At 62.8% G+C, this 20,561-nt stretch carries 16 protein-coding genes and 3 pseudogenes; 6 read left to right on the top strand and 13 right to left on the bottom strand.

The window, feature by feature from the left end:
• Positions 1-46: 46 nt before the first annotated feature.
• Both BDB13_RS27670 and BDB13_RS27665 read right to left on the bottom strand, forming a co-directional pair.
• Positions 47-424 carry a transposase gene (locus BDB13_RS27670; protein WP_254923082.1) on the bottom strand — a complete coding sequence of 126 codons (378 nt, stop codon included), beginning with the start codon at positions 422-424 and terminating at the stop codon, positions 47-49.
• A 176-nt stretch (positions 425-600) separates the two neighbouring features.
• Positions 601-3,882, bottom strand: a complete 3,282-nt coding sequence (locus tag BDB13_RS27665; RefSeq protein WP_094275286.1) for a protein kinase domain-containing protein — start codon at positions 3,880-3,882, stop codon at positions 601-603.
• Positions 3,883-4,229: 347 nt separating this feature from the next.
• Between BDB13_RS27665 and BDB13_RS32325 the strand changes: the two genes are divergently transcribed.
• Complete coding sequence (locus tag BDB13_RS32325; RefSeq protein ID WP_176459762.1) at positions 4,230-4,379, top strand: hypothetical protein; 150 nt, start codon at positions 4,230-4,232, stop codon at positions 4,377-4,379.
• A 447-nt stretch (positions 4,380-4,826) separates the two neighbouring features.
• On the opposite strand, the pseudogene BDB13_RS27655 reads toward BDB13_RS32325, so the two are convergent.
• A pseudogene (locus tag BDB13_RS27655) lies at positions 4,827-5,015 on the bottom strand (IS3 family transposase); the annotation flags it as partial.
• A gap of 249 nt (positions 5,016-5,264) precedes the next feature.
• On the opposite strand from BDB13_RS27655, the gene BDB13_RS27650 reads away from it, so the two are divergent.
• Positions 5,265-6,467, top strand: a complete 1,203-nt coding sequence (locus BDB13_RS27650) for an IS110 family transposase (RefSeq protein WP_094275891.1) — start codon at positions 5,265-5,267, stop codon at positions 6,465-6,467.
• 21 nt (positions 6,468-6,488) lie between these two features.
• On the opposite strand, the gene BDB13_RS27645 is transcribed toward BDB13_RS27650, so the two are convergent.
• The 6 genes from BDB13_RS27645 to BDB13_RS27615 form a co-directional block, all read right to left on the bottom strand.
• The gene (locus BDB13_RS27645) at positions 6,489-7,562 is read right to left on the bottom strand and encodes an IS110 family transposase (protein WP_094275283.1); all 1,074 of its coding nucleotides are present in this window, start codon (positions 7,560-7,562) and stop codon (positions 6,489-6,491) included.
• 233 nt (positions 7,563-7,795) lie between these two features.
• Complete coding sequence (locus tag BDB13_RS27640) at positions 7,796-8,494, bottom strand: IS3 family transposase (protein WP_094275282.1); 699 nt, start codon at positions 8,492-8,494, stop codon at positions 7,796-7,798.
• Positions 8,491-8,766, bottom strand: coding sequence for a helix-turn-helix domain-containing protein (locus BDB13_RS32320; protein WP_176459761.1), 276 nt, complete (start codon positions 8,764-8,766; stop codon positions 8,491-8,493). Before BDB13_RS32320 ends, BDB13_RS27640 begins: the two co-directional genes overlap by 4 nt.
• 553 nt (positions 8,767-9,319) lie before the next feature.
• Complete coding sequence (locus BDB13_RS27630; protein WP_094275280.1) at positions 9,320-9,766, bottom strand: hypothetical protein; 447 nt, start codon at positions 9,764-9,766, stop codon at positions 9,320-9,322.
• A gap of 334 nt (positions 9,767-10,100) precedes the next feature.
• Positions 10,101-10,340: a hypothetical protein gene (locus BDB13_RS27620; protein WP_094275278.1), complete on the bottom strand. Its 240-nt coding sequence runs from the start codon at positions 10,338-10,340 to the stop codon at positions 10,101-10,103.
• Positions 10,341-10,816: 476 nt separating this feature from the next.
• Positions 10,817-11,143: a hypothetical protein gene (locus BDB13_RS27615; protein WP_094275277.1), complete on the bottom strand. Its 327-nt coding sequence runs from the start codon at positions 11,141-11,143 to the stop codon at positions 10,817-10,819.
• 482 nt (positions 11,144-11,625) lie between these two features.
• On the opposite strand from BDB13_RS27615, the pseudogene BDB13_RS27610 reads away from it, so the two are divergent.
• Positions 11,626-11,916, top strand: a pseudogene (locus tag BDB13_RS27610) (FAD-dependent oxidoreductase); the annotation flags it as partial.
• Positions 11,917-11,962: 46 nt separating this feature from the next.
• On the opposite strand, the gene BDB13_RS27605 reads toward BDB13_RS27610, so the two are convergent.
• Positions 11,963-12,652, bottom strand: a complete 690-nt coding sequence (locus BDB13_RS27605) for a GNAT family N-acetyltransferase (protein WP_254923080.1) — start codon at positions 12,650-12,652, stop codon at positions 11,963-11,965.
• Positions 12,653-12,706: 54 nt separating this feature from the next.
• Here BDB13_RS27605 and BDB13_RS27600 point away from each other — a divergent pair, with 54 nt between their 5' ends.
• The 3 genes from BDB13_RS27600 to BDB13_RS27590 all read left to right on the top strand — a co-directional run bounded on the left by BDB13_RS27600 (position 12,707) and on the right by BDB13_RS27590 (position 17,540).
• Positions 12,707-13,405, top strand: coding sequence for a class I SAM-dependent methyltransferase (locus BDB13_RS27600; protein WP_094275276.1), 699 nt, complete (start codon positions 12,707-12,709; stop codon positions 13,403-13,405).
• Positions 13,406-13,470: 65 nt separating this feature from the next.
• Positions 13,471-14,007 (top strand): GNAT family N-acetyltransferase, encoded by a 537-nt coding sequence (locus BDB13_RS27595; protein ID WP_176459760.1) that lies wholly within the window; start codon positions 13,471-13,473, stop codon positions 14,005-14,007.
• A gap of 302 nt (positions 14,008-14,309) precedes the next feature.
• Positions 14,310-17,540 carry an arabinosyltransferase domain-containing protein gene (locus BDB13_RS27590; protein ID WP_441347250.1) on the top strand — a complete coding sequence of 1,077 codons (3,231 nt, stop codon included), beginning with the start codon at positions 14,310-14,312 and terminating at the stop codon, positions 17,538-17,540.
• 346 nt (positions 17,541-17,886) lie between these two features.
• Here the strand turns inward: BDB13_RS27590 and BDB13_RS33850 are convergent, their stop codons facing one another.
• The 3 genes and pseudogenes from BDB13_RS33850 to argS all read right to left on the bottom strand — a co-directional run bounded on the left by BDB13_RS33850 (position 17,887) and on the right by argS (position 20,373).
• On the bottom strand, positions 17,887-18,009 hold the full coding sequence (locus BDB13_RS33850) for an HAD family hydrolase (protein ID WP_441347249.1): 123 nt from the start codon (positions 18,007-18,009) through the stop codon (positions 17,887-17,889).
• Positions 18,010-18,049: 40 nt separating this feature from the next.
• On the bottom strand, positions 18,050-18,436 hold the full coding sequence (locus BDB13_RS27580) for a Tn3 family transposase (RefSeq protein ID WP_441347256.1): 387 nt from the start codon (positions 18,434-18,436) through the stop codon (positions 18,050-18,052).
• A 282-nt stretch (positions 18,437-18,718) separates the two neighbouring features.
• Positions 18,719-20,373: pseudogene (argS, locus tag BDB13_RS27575) on the bottom strand (arginine--tRNA ligase).
• Positions 20,374-20,561: the final 188 nt, after the last annotated feature.

The following is a 20,561-nucleotide window of genomic DNA, read 5'->3' as shown; positions in this document are numbered from 1 at the left end:
TCCCATACTCATTTCAATGAGAACCCGGAGTGCTTCCGTGCCTCCATCACCGTCCTTCCGGCGTCGGTCGATCAATTCGCGCGCGGGCGCATGGCACCGCGCGTGAGTCAGAGCGATCCGATGAATACCGGCATTGATTTGACGGTTCCCTGTGCGCGAGAGACGATGTCGCGCATGATTCGACGACCACACAGGTAACGGTGCGGCCGGCGTTGTGTCGGGCGAACGCATCCTTGGAGTGGAATCGACTGACCTGCGCGGTCTCGCCGAGGATCTTCGCCGCGGTCAAAGCGCCGCAGCCCGGGATCGCAAGCAAGGACGGTGCCAGGACGGTGGCCCGCGAGGTGATCTCGGCGGCGAGTTCGTCGATCTCGATCGTCAGCCGGCGGAGATGGTCGGCGAGCCTGTTGGCCAGGTCGGCCACCAGCCCGGCGAAGTCCGAAACATGCGCCTGAACCTTGGCATAGGCGCTGGCCCGAGCAGACCGGCTGGAGCCGCTCCGCCTGGGCCAGGCGTGTCAACACCCACGACAGTGCCGGGATCGCCTCCCACCGAAGGACAAAAGTGGCCACCTACGAATCGGGCAGTACGGGCGCGTACTCAGGCCCGCCCGTTCCGGGACTGCTCGACCACCCACGCAGCGATCTGCGCGCGCGAAGTGAAACCAAGTTTGTTGAGGATGTGCTCCACATGGCCCTGCGCGGTACGTGGCGAGATCACCAATGTGGTGGCGATCTGTTTGTTGGTGAGGCCCTCGGCGACGAGATCGGCGACCTGACGCTCACGCTTGGTCAAGTCCACCGACGGCCCGGCAGTGCGCGTCGCTTCCGGCGGTTGCCGGCCCAGCGCGTACGCGACTGCCCCATCCATACCCATGAGTCGCCCCTGCCTGCGAGCTGTCCCGAATGCCGACTCACCGAGTGCGCGCCGCATCGTCCTCTCGTATTCCTCGTGGTAGGGCGCCAGGGTGGGAAACACGATGGTGATGCTGCTGCCAACGGAGTGCCCCAGCTCCTCGGCAGTTCCCATCAGCACGGCGGCGCGCTGCGGATTCCGTTCCCCGGCAGCAATCCACGCCAACACCTCCAGGCACGCCGCGCAGGTCAACGGATCGTTCACCTGTGCGGTGAGCAGCAGCGCCTGCCCGAGTAGCCCAACGGCTCTACCGTGGTCACCCTGTCGCCATACCGTGACACCCATGGCCCACAGCGTGTACGAGTGATACACAAATTCCCCGTGAGATTCGGTGATCGCGAGCACCTTTTCACAACAGCCAATCGACCGCTGCGATTCGCCGCGCAGTTCGTACACCAACCCGAGGATCTGCAGTACGCCCACCTGAAGTGTCAGGTCACCGACGACGTCGAACACCTCAAGCGCGTTCTCCAAGTGGGAGACGGCGCGAGGAAGATCATCGCGGAACAGCGCCAGCGCCCCGTCGGCATGGTCGAGGAGGGCGTGGACAAGGGGGTCGGTGAGCTGAGCGCCAAGCGCGCGCCCCTCCTCCATCAGTGCAGTCGCTGCCAGCATGTCGCCCTGCATTGCGGCCAGCAGACTGTCCGCGTAGATCGCTCGAATGCGTCCCGATGTCGGCTTTCCGGCGTCGCGGGCGAGGAAACTGTCGAGCCAATGCCGACCCTCGCTGTACCGACCGCGGGTCAGAGAGAAGTGATACAGCGCGGTAGCCATCTGCAGGCCGGCCTCGACTCCCGCGGCATTGTCGGTGAAGCAATACTCCAGCGCTTCCCGCATATTCGGCAGTTCTCGCTCGAGGCGATCAATCCACTCGAGTTGCCTCGGGCTGATCCATCCGGCTTCCGCGTCGAGCGCCAACTGCCGGTACCAGTCCCGGTGCCGGCCGCGGAGCACCTCGTACTCACCGGCCTGCTGGATTTTCTCCCGGCCGTAGTCGCGAAGCGTCTCGAGCAACCGGAAGCGGACCGCGGTGTCAAACTCCTCCCGGATCAGGATCGACTTGTCCACCAGCGAGCTCAGCGAGTCCAGCAGCCCCTCCAGTGCCGCGGCGCTGCCGCAGACCTCCTCCGCCGCATCGAGTTCGAAACTTCCCGCGAACACCGACAACCTGCCCCACAGCTGCTGCTCTTCGGGAATACACAGGTCGTAGCTCCAGTCGATACTCCACCGCAAGGTCTGCTGCCGCGTCGGAGCGTCACGGCTACCGCGGGTCAGGAGCGCATAGCGATCGTCGAGCCGCTCCAAGATCTGTTCGGGCGACATCGCCCGCAACCTCGCCGCCGCCAACTCGATCGCCAATGGCAGCCCATCCAACCGCTGGCAAATCCGAGTGACCACGGCCCTGTTCTCCTCGGTCAGTTCGAAACCTGGCACCGCGGCAGCGGCCCGTTCGACGAACAGCGTCACCGCGTCGTACCGGGGCAGCACCCGGAGCGACGGCTCTTGGTCAGGATCGGGGACCGCCAACGGAGACACCCGCAGTACTGATTCCCCGCCAATCCCGAGAGGCTCGCGTGTGGTCGTCAAGATTTTCAACTGTGGGCACGCTCGCAGCATTGCTTCGACTAATCCCGCTACCGCATCGACGACCTGCTCACAGTTGTCGAGGACCAGCAACAACGTCCGGGTTGCCAGAAACTCCACCACAATGTCCTGCAGCGGCCGCGACGACCGGTTGCGCACTCCGAGAGTAGCCGCCACCGCGGCCGCCACAAGCGGCTCTTCGTGCAGCTCGCCCAGCTCGACCAGCCACACCCCGTCGGCGAAGTCCCTCTGCGCTTTTGCCGCAACCTGCAGTGCGAGACGTGTTTTGCCGACACCGCCGATCCCGGTCAACGTGACCAGCCGGGACGCCGACAGCAGGTTCTTCGCCTCGGAAAGCTCGGTGCGACGACCGACAAAGCTTGTGAGCTCCAGCGGCAGATTTCTATCGGCACTCCGAACGGCCGGCGGTGCGGGGGTGCGCGATCCAAGTGGCGGCGGTGGATTCCGTCGCTCGGCCTCCGGTTCGGTACGCAGTGCCATCTCATCGACCTGCAACCCGTGACTGAACTGCAACTGCCGAAGTTCCTCCCCCAGCACCGACGCGGACTGTCGGTTGTGTGGATCTCGGGACATTGACTTCTCAACAAGCTCACACACGTCGTCGGGAAACCCGTTCTCCCGCAAATCGGGCACCTGTTGCGCTGTTATCCGCAAGAATTGGGCCACAACCTGCTCGCCGCTGCGGCGCTCGAACGCCGCGTGACCGGTGAGCGCGCTGAACAGGGTGGCCCCGAGCCCGTAGACATCTGAGGCCGGACTCGGCGGCTCACCACCGAGCACCTCCGGCGCGGTGAAGGCCGGCGAACCCGTGACTGTTCCGGTCGCAGTCTTGAAACCGTCTGTGATGTGCGCGATCCCGAAATCTGTCAGAGCCGGTTCACCGTAGTCGGTAAGCAGAATGTTTGCCGGTTTGACGTCACGATGCAGAATGCCGACCCGGTGCGCCGTCTCGAGCGCGCCCGCCATCTTCACTCCGAGCCTCAGCACTTCCTCCACGGAGAACGGCCCCTGCCGGCGGATCCGGGCATCGACGGATCCTTGCGAGTGGTACGGCATCACCAGGTAGGGGCGCCCGGTGTCGGTGACACCGACTTCCAAAACGCCCACGATGTTCGGGTGGCCGGTCAAGCGCCCCATCGCCCGCTGTTCCCGGAAGAAACGTGCGCGGTTCTCCTCGTCCAAGTCAGCGGTAAGTACTTTCACCGCCACTGTGCGGTCAAGCCCGAGCTGGGTGCAGCGGTAGACAACACCGAAACCACCGCGCCCAATCTCCCGCGCGTCGTCGAATCCCGCCGCTCCCAGCTCATCCACGATGAATGGAAGCAGATCGCGATGCGTGTGGAGTTGATCGTCTTCGACCATGGGTTACTTCGATTCTGCAGAATCGCCGGCGACGCATCATTGCGTTACTTCTCGATAATGTTCCCTTCGCGCATGGCCGTCAACGCAGCGCATGGCCGGGGTCTGTGGTTCGGGACGGTGTCCGCCACCTGCGGTCGTCCGCAGTCACAGACGTGCATCATCTCGTACTAAGGAACCCTGGCGACCGGCGGTGGGGGATCCGCACCTCCATCGCACTGCCGAACCGCGCCCATCCGATCACGAAGGTGATTATGGAGTCGGCGTGGGAACCGAAGTGCATTGAGTGGTCGGTCGCGCAGCGCCCTGTGCTGGCAGAATGCTCGCACCGACATGTGTAGGACTGAACGATGACGAAACAAGACAAGACCAGCCTGACGATCTTCGCGCTCGTCGCTGCAGCTCTCGCGATCACGCACCAGCCGTGGCAGTACTGGGCACTCGCGGGCGTCGCTGCCGCCGGGACCGCTGCAGTGTCAGTGCGGACGCACTGTGCCTGAGCGGTACCTCTCGACCACGGAGGTTGCCGAGCGGTTGGGAGTGGACCGCTCGGCGATCAGTCATTACAAGATGCCCGAGCCTGACGCGTTCATCGGGAAGACGCGGGGCTGGCTGCCGAAGACCATCGACGAATGGAATGCGAGCCGCCCGGGCCGTGGGGCGAGAACGGATTTGAGATGAAGGTTCGAATCATCTCCGCCCAGATCGGTAGGCAGCAGGGACCGGCCTGAAACAACCGGGCCGGTCCCTGTTCTGTGTAGTCCGAAAAGATGCCTCTCACCGTGTGGTGGGGGGCTTTTGGCGTGCTGACCTGGGATGACGACCCGCCCCGTCGCTACGGAGGAGACCTGTCGCGGACACCTGACACCGAGCGCGATCAGTGGACAAAGAAGGGCCCGCACCGGATCTGAACTGGTCCCCGGAAGTTGGACTGGCGAAATAGGAGTCTAGGCGGCGAGGGTCTGGGTTCGGTATTGCACCGGGCTCAGGCCCTCGAGCTTTGTGGAGATGCGTTCGTGGTTGTACCAGTGGATGTACTCGTCCAGCGCCGTAGCCAGCGCATCGATATTGAGATATCGGACGTGGTGAAAGACCTCCTCTTTGAGGTGGCCGAAGAAATTCTCGATTACAGCGTTGATGCTCACTGAACAACCATGGTCGTGCCGGCTGCTTTTTTGGAAAGGTGGTTGGTGCTGAACCCGGTAGCCGCTGGGCTACTGCTATTGATGCTCGCCCTTCGAGGGCCAATAGGAGTACCGCAGGACCCGGCGGACCCGGCGTTGAGACTGGCGATAGGGCCATGCGCTTCGAGCGCCTTGCAGTGAGCGACCAGCACCAACGCCATCCACTTGGTGAAGCATCCCGACTATACGGAGAAGGTGCGTATGCAGGAATCAGGTGTGGTAGCTGGAATCGACTGGGCCGCTGAGCTTCACGCGGTGTGCATCCTCGGTGGCGACGGCGGGGTGATCGAGCATTTCGACGTCACTCACGATAGCCAGGCGCTGCGTGTAATGGTGTCCCGGTTCCGCAAGGCCGGGGTGGCCAAGGTAGCGATCGAGCGCGGCGACGGACCTGTCGTCCAGGTGCTGATCGATGCCGGTCTCGCGGTGTTCGTCGTCCCGTCGCGTCAGATCAAAGCTTTACGGACCCGTTACGGATCGGCAGGCAACAAGGATGATCGTCTCGACGCGTACGTCCTCGCGGACACGCTACGCACTGACGGTCACCGGTGGCGGCCGCTACGAGAGGATCACCCGGAAACCAAAGCGCTACGGGCGATGTGCCGAGCTCGCAAAGACCTAGTAGAGACTCGAGTGCAAGTGATGAACCAACTCCGAGCGAACCTCGAGTTGGCATTCCCCGGGGCTCTCGGGTTATTCAGCCGTCCCGACAGCCCGATCACGCTGGCCTTCCTGCGCCGGTTCCCCACCGCAGCCAAAGCCGCGTGGCTCTCGCCGGCACGCCTGGATCGATGGCTCCGATCGGCCGGTTACAGCGGTGGTATCGCCGCGCAGACGCTGTATCGGCATTTAGAGCGCGCGGCGCCGGGTCTCGACGGAGTCGAGGCAGAGGCTCGCGGTGAGATTACGATCGGTTTGGTCGCAACCATCGAAACGCTGTCCGCAGAGATCGCTCGGATCGAGGCACAGATCCGAAAACTCTTCGACGCACATCCCGACCAGAAGATATTCGCGAGCCTACCGCGGTCCGGAATGGTCCGGGCGGCAACCCTTTTGGCGGAGATCGGGGACTGTCGCGAACGGTTCCCTACCGATGATGCCCTGGCGGCGCTCGCCGGAGCCTCACCCTCGACCCGTCAATCGGGCAAACATGAACAAACCGTGTTCCGCTGGTCGTGTAACAAGAAACTCCGCGGGGCGGTCATGGATTTCGCGAACGGCAGCCGCCTCGGCGATGAGTGGGCGATGCAGGTCTACCAACGGGCGATCGCCCGTGGATGTCGGCACCCTCACGCCATTCGGATCCTCGCACGCGCCTGGATCCGCATCATCTGGCGCTGCTGGCACGACGAAATCCCCTTCAGCCCGCAAGTGCACACCAGCCGAAAACTCTCGGCCGCTTGACATAGGGCACTCCTATAGTTGTCAAATCGCATCAGCACTGGTCACGGGATTGTTGACGAGGTGATAGACCTCGCGGATGACGTAGCGTTTCAGGCAGCGGATGATGTCTCTTTTGGCCTTTCCTTCGGCGGTGCGGCGTGCGACGTAGATCTTGGTGGGTTCGCGAAACCGCATGCGTACGATGACTGTTCGATAGATGGCCGCATTGAGCTGCCGATGACCGCCGTGGTTGATCCGGTATTTCCCAGTCGTCGTCCCTGAGGACGCAGGAATCGGACTGATCCCGGCAAGCTTGGCCAGCGCCGCTTCGGACTTGATTCGCTCCGGGTTGTCACCGAACACGATCAAGATCTCTGCTGCCGTGTCGGCACCAATTCCGTATGATTGAACGAGTTGTGGTGCAGTAGTTTTCACCAATCCTTCGATATGCTCGTGCAATTGCGCCGCCTCATGATCGAGTGTGAGCCAGCGACGAGCCAGACTTGCAAGCGTGACGCGGATGCTGTCCTCGGGTGAATTGAGGTACTCAACGATCAGGGCTGCGCAGTGGCGGGCCAGCATGATCTGCGTCTTCCCTGCCGTCTCGGAGCGCAAGGCTTCCGGTGCATGCACAAGCATCGCTTTCAGCGTCACCATTGTCGTGGCGCGAGCCTTGACTGCTGTGTCGTGTGCGACTTTGAGTTGGCGAATCATCTCGACAGTTCCGTCGGCGGTTTTCGGTTCGGCGGTGGCGAACCCGGCCATCACTGCTTTCGCCGCATTCTGGGCGTCGATCGTGTCAGATTTCCCGATCAGTCGGCGTATCCGTCGATCCGGTCGGGCAACTTCGATGACGCGGTAGCCGCGACGCCGGACGAACGAGGTCAATGCACCACCGTAGGAGCCGGTCCCTTCGATGCCGAAAGCTATCGGATGACCGAATGACTCAGCCCACGAGAGTAACTGGACAAATCCGTCCGAGTCGGCGGGGACGCTGATGGTCGAGAGCAAACCGGCGGCGGTGTCGAATACTGCACCGACGTGAACGTATTTGTGGGTGTCGATCCCGACAACAACATCGCCTGATTTCGCGATATCTACAGTTGTGGTGGACATGACGATTCCTCCAGTACGTCGATCCGATCTACCATGGGTTCACTGGCATCAGGCCTGATCGACAGGACTGTCACGGGGACGCTCGCAAACCGACCTCCAGGCTCCTTATCAAGTCAGATCAGGCGTGATGCCAGTGCCGTGCGCCCAACCAGAGGGCTGACAGATCAACGCAAAGACACCGAGGGGTCACTCGTAGCAAGAGTCAAGCTGCTCTGGCTGGGACTTTGCCGAATCTACGCGCATAGACCGGCAGAAACAGACTGACAGTCGAAGCAGTTGCCCTTCCTCGACATCGACTGGGTCGCACCGGAATCGGCGAGCAGACGCCGCCAGGACAGGTTCTGGTATTGAAATCCCTGGTCCGAGTGCACCATTGGCGTTTGCCCGTCGCCGAGGGATGCGATCGCGGCGCGCAGGGAACTGTTGGTCAGCTGCAGGTTCGGTGACGTGCCGACCGAGTAGGAGATGATCTGTCGGTCAAATAGGTCCATCACGGGCGAGAGATACAGCTTCTGATCACCGACACGGAATTCGGTCACATCGGTGACCCACTTTTGATTCGGCGCGCTGGCGGAGAAGTCGCGATCGAGCACATTCGGTGCGACCTTGCCGACCTCGGTTCGGTAGGAGTTGTACTTCTTCTTCCGCCGCACGCGACAGACCAGCCCGAGCGCACGCATGAGCTTGAGCACGGTCTTCTTCGCTACCTGCCACCCTGCGTGAACCAGCACAAGGTGGATGCGGCGATGCCCGTAGCGGCCGTGGTTGCTTTCGAACGCCGCTGTGATCGCGGTCTTCAGTTCGGCATGCGAATCTGGATTGCTCAGCCGGGCTTGGTGATAGAAGAATGTCGACCGGGCAAGCCCGGAAACCTCGAGCAGCATGTCGAGGCGGTATTGAGCCTTGAGGGAGACGACGGCACGAACCTTCACCGTCGTTCCTGTGCCCTCAAGGCACGCAGTTTTCCCAGATAGGCGACCTCCGCCCGCAATCGCTCGTTCTCCGCTCGCAGCTGCTCCAACTCACTGCGCTGACCGGTCTCGGATTCGGCGGGTCCCGGTGGGCGACCTCTCCGTTTAGAACGTAAGCCGTCCTCGCCCTCGTCGCGATATTTCCGCAACCACACGTCGATCGCTTTTGGCGAGGACAAACCGAATTCCTTGGCGAGCTCGACCTTCGTCTCGCCAGCAAGGGAACGCTGCACCACATCAAGTTTCAACTCGAATGAGATCGGCTGTCCGCCCCGTTTCGTCACCAGCGCCCCACTTCCGCGAACCCTCCACCTCTCGTGCAACTGTTTGACGGGCCACCAATTGGCACCCAGCTGCCTCGCGACCCCGCGATAGCCCTCGCCGGTCTCGAACAACGCTACCGCTGGCTCGCTGATTTTCGGTCAGTGAACTTCGTTTATACATAGAACTGCTCCTCGGACGTTGGCACTGAATTTCTCAGTCCAACTTCCGGGGAGCAGTTCAATCACGGTGCGGGCCTTTCGTATTGAGTGACATCGATCCGCTGGTTTCCTACAAGCTGGGGCTGCTCTCGCCGACGCGACCTGAGCGAACAGTCCAGCTGTCGCGTGCTTCTAGTGCTCTAAATCAGTTGCGCCGCTGAAATTCTCGATCATGTGACAGCGCCCCGCTGCGGCCGTGTGCGCCGAGGCTGTTGTGGTGGGACCAGTGGCGATAGTGCGAGCCTCGGGGCTCGCTGTCGCCGCTCGCCGTTCTGCTGCTGTTCGAGCCCGTACACGCGCGGTGTCAGGCGGGCGGATACACCGTGCTCATTGTCGTGTACTGGACGTTGGTGTTGTCGTCGAAGTACGGCGAGAAGTTACTACCGTCGTCTTGCCAGCTGCTGGTCACACCGGTTATCGCTTGGTAGCTTTCGTCCCAGTCGAGGATCCAGCCGCTGCCATTGGCCCCCTGGTGGAGGTCGCAGCCGTCTATTTCGATGCCGTTGGCCGCCCAACCTGTGGCCGCCGCGGTCGTGGCAAGGCAGGCTACCTGGTGGGCGCCATTGCCGATGTCTGTGGGATATGCCTGGGTGACGATGTCTCTTTGCGTGTTCACGCCCTGGTTGAAAACGAATGTGGCGCCTTTGCCCCTGAAGTCTTCGAGGGCGACCCCGTGCGACTTGTACACCACCAGGCTGCCGACGTCCCTTTCAATGTTGCCATACCGGCTCCACTGTTGCGCGACCTTCATTCCGTACCACTCGAAGCTGACGTTCCCCCCTGGAAAGTTGCCCCCGTAGCCGGGTACGAATGAGACTTCGGTGAAAAAGTAGCCGGGGTTCCGTTTTTGCCCCCGGTCCTGAGGCAGTGGGCGGCGGTCATGACCAGGCTCTTGGAGGGGGCGTTGACCACGGTGCCCGAGCAGCTCCCGTCTATGCCCGTTCCGTTTGGGCCGCCGTGCGGGTCGCGGTAGACGATCCTGCCCGCAATCGGGGAATTGGGGAGGTCGATGATCTCCCCGTCCGAAGCGGTAGTGTCTGTCTGGCTCTGCATGGTCTTCGTGACGGTGCCCGAGGCGTCCGTGGTCAGGACCGGAACGAGGGCGTTCTGCATACGTTCCGGGGTCCAGTAGTCGGCGGTCCGCTGACGCGCGGCGCGTCTGCGGTCACGGCCGTGTCATCCTTCACCTCGGCCGTGTCCTGGGTGACGGCCTCGGTGACGGTGTCGTCGGCTCTCGGAGCGGCTTGCGCGGCCGAGGTTCCGGCGGCGGCGATCAGCGCGGCGCAGGCGAGCGACGCGAGGATCGATTTTCGTGGGTGGAGCATAGGGGTGTGGTCCTCCTGTTCGAAGACGTCCGGGAGTGTGGGCGTCTAGGTACATAAGGTGACACACGTGAGGTGCCCGGCGTGCTCGTTTAGTCAAAGTCCGATGGGTCGCATATGCGGAACGATCTCATCGGCCGAGGTGCGGGAGAGGCTGCTGCTCGTCGATTCGGCGTGTGCTGCGGGTGCGTGGAAGTTGATTTTCGAGTGTTTTTGAATATTGTTGTGTTTCAGTGACTTTGGGTGATCAGTTGGTGGGTAATTATTTCAGTGGTTGTGCATGGATATTTTTTGGTGAGGCTCGAATTATGTTGTAGCCATGTTGGTTTCGAGGTCAGTCTTTCATCCTCAGTAGGGGTCGGCCAGTCGTCGGAGAAACGTAAGAATGGAGACGCCGCCCTGGTTTCGCATCGACGTGAAGTCCGGCTTCCCGAGACGGACCCCGTGCAGAGTGAACCCACAAAACAGCGGCGAGCTCGCTACCGGGCAGGGATGACAGTAAAGGTGAAACCTTGGGGATTCGTCGAGTTGAGTTCCGTGAGATAGGAACTGAGCGTTTCGGCAGCGTCGGTTGCCAACGATTGAGCTGCGTCGGGTGTGTGGGCGTGAGCTGTCATTGCCAACCTTGCTGCATCTGTCGCCGAGGTGATCGTCAGATCCGATTCGTAGTCCGAGGAATTCCCGCCGTGCGCCCGTGTCAGCAGCTCAGCGGTCTTCGTCAGATGGGCGGGTGACGCTTCGACATCGATGACAGTGAAACTGAGCGATCCGTCGTCGGGCGATTCGATACCGACTGCGATCACCACTGTCTGTGTGAAGGCGATGGTTTTCGTCCACCGCAGGGCCCCGTCACAGCGATCGCGACAACCATCATTACCGCAGTAGCGAGCAGAAGCATCCGGGTGCGGTCGCGGGGGAAGTTTCTCATCGGTCAGTTATTGCAGCCTCGCGCGCTGAACGATCTTCGATGAAGTCGGCACGTGAGATTCGCGATCCTCGCCCAGTTTTGGATGCCGCACCGATAGCTGTTTTTGACCGGGGCTTCTACTTGGAGCGTGCTTGTGGGGGAGTGCGTGGGTTTGTTTTCGTCCTGTGAGCTGGGGTGATGACATATCCCGTTCTCGTGCGCGGATGCTGCGTTGTTCGTCGAATCGCTGTTCGCTGCTTTCTGGCGAGTGCATGCATGGGTTGCGTGCATTCATGCGTGCATAGATGCGTGCATAGATGCGAGCAGGAAAGCAGTCATGGATGCGTGCAGTGGTGCGCGCGGCGATTCGTCAAATGGGCCGTCGTCGTCATCGGTGGTTCTCTTGTCGGACTGGAACTTTCGGAGTTCTTGGCTGAGCGTGGTCGTAGCGTGACGTTGGTCGAGGGAGGCCGGCAGTTGGGTGTGCCGATGGCTATGCCGCGTCGCTGGACTGCTGTTCGGCATGCAAAAGAGGTGGGTGTGACCATCCATCGCAATGCGACCGTGCAGCGAATCACCAAGGAGTACGTCGAGTTCCGTGTCGGTGACAAGATGCTGACGGCGCCGGCTGACATGGTTGTCGTCGCTTCGGGTGTCTCGGCGCAGGCGCCGAGCGGATAAGTGAGTGTGTGCGGTTGGGCGGTTGGGGTTCAGATGTTCAGCTGGTTGGTGGGTTTGTCGGGACCCAGTAATGAAGTGTCTTTCCTTCGAAGCCTCGGTCGTGGGAGTATTTGTCGGGGTGGCGCACGTGGTGGAGGACCCCACCCGCTGCTTCGATGGTGCGCTGTGAACCAATGTTGGTGTCGTCGCATGTGATCAGCACTTCGTCGAGTCCGATTTCGGTTGCTGCGTGGTCGAGAACCTGCCGTAGGGCTATGGTCACGACGCCCTTCCTTCGTTCTGTAGGTCTGATTCCGTAGCCGATGTGGCCACCGAGGTCGGCAAGGAAGTCGTTGAGGCTGTGGCGTAGTTGGATGGCTCCGAGGTATCTGTCGTCGTGGGTGATCCACCAGTTGGTTGCTGGGACCGTGTCAGGGGTTTGCGGCCCGTGAGGTTGTGCATTGAGTTCTTGCACCCATTGTTTGAAGTCTTCGGGTTTTCCTAGATTCAAGCCGAGTCGTTCGGCGATTCCCAGAGCGGTACCGGGTTGGTGTGCGTGAGGGCCACCCCACTCTGTGCGTGCGTCCAACCATGACTGGTGCAGTGCCTCGTTCGGAGCGATCAGTTCAATAGTCATGGTGACGATCATCCAGGTCTGGTCCGGGTTGTTGTACTCGATTCTCGCGTGGAGGAGACGGGCGGGTGTTGCGGCGTTGGGGTACGGTCCGCGCAGGGCTCGGCAAAACACGCTGAGGAGAGTCGGCGACGGATGTGATGTGTGTGGACTCAGTAGGCTCGGGCGATGGGTGTGATCGACAGGTTGAACAGTTTCAATGAGGCGCATCCGTGGAGTCACAACGATTTCTACATTCCGTGGGTGCTGCGGCAGCTGGTCGGGGCGCCGCATTCGAGTGCTCTCGATGTCGGGTGCGGAACGGGCAACCTGCTTGACCGCTTGGCACAGCGATTCGATTCTGTCACCGGTGTGGAACCGGACTCTGCGACGGAGCAGATTGCGGCTGCACGGTTCTCTTCACATGTCGCCGTGAGGATTCGGTGTTCGACGTTGGCAGATGTTGGTCGCGGTGAGAGCTTCGATGCGATCACGCTCGTCGCGGTGCTTCATCATCTGCCGTTGGAGGAGACGTTGGGGCGGTTGCGGGGGATGCTCAGTCCTGGTGGGTGTTTGGTCATCGTGGGCTGCTACCGAGAGGCCACGATCGTGGACCGAGTGTTCTCGCTTTTTGCTCTCGGCCTCAATCCGATTGTCGGCTTCGTCAAACACCGCAGGGTTGCCGATAAGCTCCCCATCGAGATGACAGCTCCCACGGCCGCACCGACCGAGACGTTGGAAGAGATCAAGCGTGCGGCGCAGGCGCAGCTTCCTGGTTGCCGTATCAGGCGTCGGCTGTTCTGGCGGTACTCCGTGGTTTTCACCGAATCCCGTCTAGCCTCACGCCTCAATAGTGAGAATGAAGTCGTTTCATCCTTTGACCTGTAGCGATGACACGTCCCCTGGTTTGGGTCGGAGCACTCAAGCCGCGACTGACTGCAAGGATGATGGCTATGAGTCGTCGAACCATCCTGAGTACCGACCGGTTGACGGTGACGCAGTGGCTGCCAGAGGATTTCGACGACCTGCTCGCTCTGCATTCGGACCCGCTCACGATGCGATTCATCGGTTACGGCCGCCCTGACACCCACGGGGAGGCGCGGTCACGACTGGACGGTTATCTCGATGAGCAGCAGATCCGGGGCTGGACGAAGTGGCGTGTGGAGAACCGCGACGGCGAGATGATCGGCCGCGCAGGATTCGGTGAGGTCGATGGCTGCCGTGAGTTGGCGTATGCCTTTCGCCGGGACCAGTGGGGCAGGGGTTTCGCGACGGAGATTGCCGGCGCGTTGGTGGACTGGCATCTCGAACATCCGGCACCAGAATTGTCGTCGTGCGGGTTGTGTGCGCATGTCGAGGTGGGCAATCACGCGAGCGTGCGTGTGCTGGAGAAGGTTCGCTTCGAGTATGTGGACACGCGGGTGTATGTGGGCGTCGACTGCGATCTCTTCCGCCTACCGGTTGAGGACATCGACTGTCCTTCTACGTGAGGACTGGTGGAAAAGGCAGAGTTCCCGCTGATCCTCCGACATTGAGCTTCGTGCACGCATAGAACTGCTCCCCGGACGTTGAAACTGAATTTCTCAGTCCAACTTTGCGGCGGTGCCCGCTACGTCCCGCAGCCGAAAGGCGAGAAATACCCTCGTGTCGCACGAACTCGTGTCGCACGAACCTGCGGCCGGCGAGCATCGCGTGCGCTGGCGGGGCGACCCCCTCTGTCCTGCCGAACTGAAATTGCCAAAAGAGACCATCCGGAACCTTTCTGCAGTCGGTTCGTCTAGCATCGAACGTCGTGACCGACAGCATCGTGGACGACCGAAAACAATCCGACCGACCGACCGTGACCCCGGTGTCCCGTCGGGACGTGACCAAGATCCGGGTTGTTGCCGTCGTCGCATCGGTGCTCGCGATCCTGGCGGCGGTGTCGATCCCGTTCATGCCTGTGCAGCAGGAGACTGCGAGTTTGTCCTGGCCGCAGTCGGATTCGCTCACCAGTGTCGATGCGCCACTCGTGTCGTACGCGCCGCTCGAACTCGACCTGACGATCCCCGCTTCCGCGGTGCAGCAACTGTCGTCAGTTGGCGGTGTCGTGGTCTCAACCGCACCGGTCGGCACGGCGGACGCGGCACGCTACGGCCTCGTCGCCCGGGTCAACCCCGGCTCCGACGGAGGGCCCGCGCAGTTCGAGATCGTTCAGCGCGACCAAGATCTCCTCTCGATCCAGGTCGGCGACCTCGCCGGGCGCTCGGTCACCGTGACGTCGACCGCAGAAGAAACCACCACGACAGTGGCCGGCGGCGACGGGTCCACTCTCGAAGGGGACTTCCGTCCGCAGATGGTGGGAGTCTTCACCGATCTCCGGGGCACTGTTCCAGCGGGCCTGTCAATGCACGCCGATCTCGACACCCGATTCTCCTCAACGCCCACGTTGCTGAAGACCGTCGCAATGATCATCGCCGTCCTGACGACCGCGATCGCACTCCTCGCATTGCACCGGATCGACGCGCTTGACGGCCGTCGGGCACGGCGGTTCCTGCCGGCACGCTGGTGGAAGTTCACGCCGATCGACGCGGTGGTGGTCGGAACGCTGGTGTTGTGGCACTTCATCGGCGCCACCACCTCCGACGACGGCTACCAATTCACGATGGCACGGTCATCGCTCGAGTCCGGCTACATGTCCAACTACTTCCGCTGGTTCGGCGTCCCGGAAGCGCCGTTCGGTACCCCGTACTACGACCTACTCGCACTGATGACGAAAATATCGACCGCCAGTCCGTGGATCCGGCTCCCCGCGCTGATCGCGGGCATCGTCTGCTGGCTGGTGATCAGCCGCGAGGTGGCCCCACGCCTCGGCGTCGCGGTCCGCAAGAACCGCATTGCCCTGTGGACCGGCGGGCTCGTGTTCCTCGCTTTCTGGCTCCCGTACAACAACGGTCTGCGTCCGGAGCCGATGGTCGCTGCCGGTGTGCTGCTCACGTGGTGCTCGGTCGAACGCGCGATCGCGACTCGGCGCTTGCTCCCTGCTGCCGTGGCGGTGCTGGTCGCCGCGCTCACGGTGACTGTCGGGCCGTCGGGGATCATCTGCTTCGGTGCGCTCATCGCGGGCGCCCGCCCGGTGCTGCAGATTGTTTCGGCGCGCGCCAAGACTGTCGGCTATCTCGCCGTTCTCGGCCCGATCGTCGCCGCGGGTCTGGTTGTCCTGGTTGCGGCGTTCGCGGACCAGACTCTCGCCGGGGTCTTCGAGATGCAACGCGTGCACGTGATCCCGCCGACGAATGCGTGGTTCGAGGAGTACAAGCGCTACGAGTGGCTGTTCGTCATCAACGCCGACGGATCCCTCGCCCGACGGTTCGGGGTGTTCGTGATAGTGCTCTCGATCGTCGTCAGCTTGCTGGTGATGCTGCGCCGCGGCGGGCGGATCCCCGGAACCGCGTCGGGCCCGTCCCGCCGGATCGTCGGTATCACCGTCGCCGCGATGGCGCTGATGATGTTCACGCCCACCAAGTGGACACACCACTTCGGCGTGTTCGCCGGCCTGGCCGGTTCGCTCGCCGTCCTGACCGCAGTCGCGGTGGGTCCACTGGTGTTGCGGTCGAGGCGCAACAGGGCATTCTTCGCCGCCGCCGTGCTTTTCGTCGTCGCTTTGGCGTTCACCAGCAGCAACAACTGGTGGTACGTGTCGAGCTGGGGTATTCCGTGGTGGGACAAGCCGGTGATGATCGCCGGGCACGGCGCCGGCACGTTCCTGCTCGGCCTGACAGTGGTGATGCTGCTCGTGGCCGCGTGGTGCTACTTCCGGGAACCGCACGAAGACAGATCCGCGTCCGCAGGCCGAGTGTGGTCGATTCCGCCGCTGACGGTCGCGGCCGCGCTCATGGTCCTATTTTTCGTGCTCTCGATGACCAAGGGCGCGATTGCGCAGTACCCGTCGTTCTCGCTCGCGAAATCCAACGTCGGCGCCCTCGCCGGGCACTCGTGCGGACTGGCTGAGGACGTACTGGTCGAGACCGACCCCAACGCCTCCATGCTGCAACCCCTGACCGCCGCATCGGCGGACGCGCTCGGCGCACGGAACGTCGGATTCACCCCGAACGGGGTGGCCGCCGACCTGACGTCCGACGAGGAGTCCGCGTCCGAGGGCATGGCGAACTCGATCGACAACGCGGACTCCAAGTCCAGCAACGCGGCCGGTACCGCCGGTGGGCAGGGCGCCTCCGGTGTCAACGGCAGTAGCGTTGCTCTGCCCTTCGGGCTCGACCCGGCAACGACGCCGGTCCTCGGCACCTACGGTGCGAGCGGGCCGGCGTCGCTGACCTCGGACTGGTACGCGCTGCCCACCAGTGGTGACCTTGTCGCGATGTCCGTCGCGGGTCAGGTGTATTCGGTCAATACCGACGGCATCGCTACCCCCGGTGCCCGCATCCAACTGGACTACGGTGTCCGTGGCAGTGATGGGACCGTTCACAACCTGGGCAGCGCCCTGCCCATCGACATCGGGCCCGCCACCTCCTGGCGAAACCTCCGGGTGCCGCTCGACCAGCTTCCGTTGGAGGCGAACGCCGTCCGGATTGTGGTCGATGACAGCGACACCCAGGCTGATCAGTGGGTCGCCGTGACGCCGCCGCGGGTTCCGCAGACCCGCACTCTCAACGATCTGCTCGGCTCGACCACACCCACCATGATCGACTGGGAAGTGGCACTGCAGTTCCCGTGCCAGCAGCCGTTCAACCATCGCCTCGGTGTGGCGCAGATCCCGGGGTACCGCATCCTCCCGGACCGTCCCGGTGCGGTGATGACGAGTCTGTGGCAGGACCACTTCGGGGGCGGCCCGCTCGGGTGGATCGATCTGACCGCCACCGGCCGCACCCTCCCGACCTACCTCGATGGCGACTGGGACCGCGACTGGGGCAGCCTCGAGAAGTACTCCCGAATCGACCCGAACACCGAGCCTGCACAGCTGGACACTACGACTGTGCGGCGCTCGGGCATGTGGAGTCCGGCACCGATCAACATAGCGTGGTGATCGGTCTTGTCAGATCACCGAACTCACTGCGGTACAAGCTGATACGCCACCAACTCGCGCTCGCGTCCGGACAACTCCGCAGCGAACACATCAGTCCGTCGCCGACACCGTTCACGACGCAAGGGCCCAGGTCAGAACGCGAAGACGCGCAGCAATCCTTAGAGAGCGCACGCGTCAAACTGCGACGCAGGCATCGGCAAGTTCTGATCTGTCGGCTTACCAGCATCCGGAGACTGGCAGGGGCAGATAACCAAGCCCCCCACACCCAGGGGCAGCGGGAGATGCCCGACGAGGTCCCAGATCACCAGGACAGTAATGAAGGACGCGGCGATGACTAGGTTGGCGACTACGACCCGGCCAGCGCGGGCGCGTCGTTGATGCCGTCTCCGACCATGGTTACCCGCACCCCGTCTGCTTCGAGATCACGCACCGCCGAAACCTTGTCGTCGGGCAGCAGACTCGCACGCACATACCGCGGGCTGACTTCGCCCGCGCGGCGGGTCGCACCGTTAATCGCTGTCGCGGGCATCGGGATCGGGCAGCGGCCGGTGTGTTCCGCCGAGGTCGGGCACGTGGAAGGCGTAGTGGCCGTCGATTCCGATGTGGGTGCGGATGAACGCAGACAGCCGGTGCGCGTCGGCGTCGAGCACCGGATAGCCTTGGGCGCGTAGCTGTTCCAGGGCGCAGTTGGTGTAGAACGTATTCCACAGAACTGTGCAGTTGAGCACCAACCCCAGTGCGGAGAGCTGATCTTCCATGCCTTCGTAGTAGGTGCGGGTCATCTCCCCCTTCTTTCCGTGGTAGATCTCCCGCGCCAGGTCGTGACGGCCTTCTCCGAGATTGGCCTGGATTTTGCCTTCCCGGCGATAGGGTTCGTCGTCGGCCAGGCGCAGGATGTGCAGGGTTTGAAGATCCGCCCATAGTGCGCGATGGCTTGACCCAAGGGGCGGGGTTCCCGTCTCGAGAGATCATCCGGGTGACGTCGTGAGCGGAGACCTCACACTCATTGATCCCGCTACATTAGCGACTGCGCACGACACACCCGGAATCCGTCAATGGTGCGCGGTATGTGCCGCTAATCCTCGCTGCGTCTCGACACTTCAGGACCTGAATTTGCAGAGGATTTGTGCGCGCCGCTGACATGGCTCGGCGGGCCGCGACGTTCATGTGGCGTGCGTTCACATCCGCTCCGGGGCGGAGACGCCGAGCATCTCGAGGCCGTTCGCGAGGACCTGGCGGGACGCAACACACAGTGCCAGTCGCGCGGTGTGGATCGGCGCCGGCTCCTCGTCACCCTGCGGCAGAATTCGGCGGCCCGCACCGTAGAAGCGGTGGTACGCGCCGGCCAACTCCTCGAGGTAGCGCGCAATCCGATGTGGCTCACGAAGATTCGCGGCGCTGGCCACGACGCCGGGGTACCCGCCGAGAGTGCGGATGAGATCACCCTCCTGTTCCGCCGACAGGAGCGACAGATCGGGGTTCTCCGCGGAGACACCGAGGTCGACGGCACTGCGGGCGACCGACGCGAGCCGGGCGTGCGCGTACTGCACGTAGTAGACCGGATTCTCGTTCTTCTCACTGGTCCACAGGTCAAGATCGATGTCCAGGCTCGAATCCACGGAGGACCGGATCATCGCGTACCGGGCCGCGTCGACGCCGATCGCCTCGACCAGGTCGTCGAGGGTGATCACGGTGCCGGCCCGCTTGCTCATCTTCACCGCGACACCGCCGCGGACGAGGTTGACCATCTGCCCGATCATGACCTCGACAGTGTCGGGGTCCTCGCCGAACGCGGCCGCGGCGGCCTTGAGGCGGCCGATGTAGCCGTGGTGGTCGGCGCCGAACATGTAGATGCACAGGTCGAAGCCGCGGGCCCGTTTGTGCTGGAAGTACGCGATGTCACCGGCGATGTAGGCGGCGTTGCCGTCGGACTTGATGACGACGCGGTCCTTGTCGTCGCCGAAGTCGGTGCTCTTGAGCCACCACGCGCCGTCCTCGTGGTAGAGGTTGCCCGAACCCTTGAGGGTCTCGACGGCGGTCTCCACGGCACCCGACTCGAACAGCGAGTTCTCGTGGAAGTAGACGTCGAAGTCGACGCCGAACTCGTGCAGCGTGTCCTTGATGTGGGTGAACATCAGCTCGACGCCGATGGACCGGAAGGTCTCGTGACGCTCGGCCTCGGGCAGCTCGAGGACGCCCGGGGCCTGCTTCTGCACGTCGGCGGCGATGTCGACGATGTAGTCGCCGGCGTAGCCGTCCTCGGGGGCGGGCTCACCCTTGGCCGCGGCGATGAGCGAGCGCGTGAAGCGATCGATCTGGCCGCCGTGGTCATTGAAGTAGTACTCGCGCGTCACGTCCGCACCCTGGATGGACAGGATTCGACCGAGCGCGTCGCCGACCGCGGCCCAGCGGGTTCCGCCGAGGTGGATGGGACCGGTGGGGTTCGCAGAGACGAACTCGAGATTGATGCGCTTACCTGCGAGCGAGTCGCCCGCACCGTAGGCCGCACCCTCGGCGAGTGCCTTCGCGACGATCGCACCCTGAGCATCCGCGGCGAGGCGGATGTTGAGAAGCCTGGGCCCGCGACCTCGACCGAACCGATTCCGTCGGCCGCCGTCAGGGCGGCGGCCAGCCACGTGGCCAGATCGCGTGGGTTGGTACCGGCCTTCTTGGCGACCTGCATCGCCACATTGGTGGAGTAGTCACCATGCTCGGGGTTGCGGGGACGCTCGACCGTTACGACTGCCGGAAGTGCAGAAGCATCCAATCGTCGCTCAGTGAGAACCTTCGCGGCAGAGTCGCGGAGCAGTTCACTGAGCATGGTCGGATTCATGGAAACGCACTATACGGATAGCTGTGCTGCGATTACCCGTCGAATCCGCTACATCACCCCCGTAGCGGTCACCGAACTCCTGAATCCGACGTTCCGTCTTCGAGTTGCAGGCCACGGAGGCAGACTGACCCTGGGTTGGAGCTTTGGTTTGGCGGGCTTGACTGTTCCGCGCGGGCTCCCCAATCATT

Source organism: Rhodococcus sp. OK302 (genome assembly GCF_002245895.1).
Taxonomy (GTDB): Bacteria; Actinomycetota; Actinomycetes; order Mycobacteriales; family Mycobacteriaceae; genus Rhodococcus_F.
This window is presented reverse-complemented; position numbering and strand designations above follow the sequence as displayed.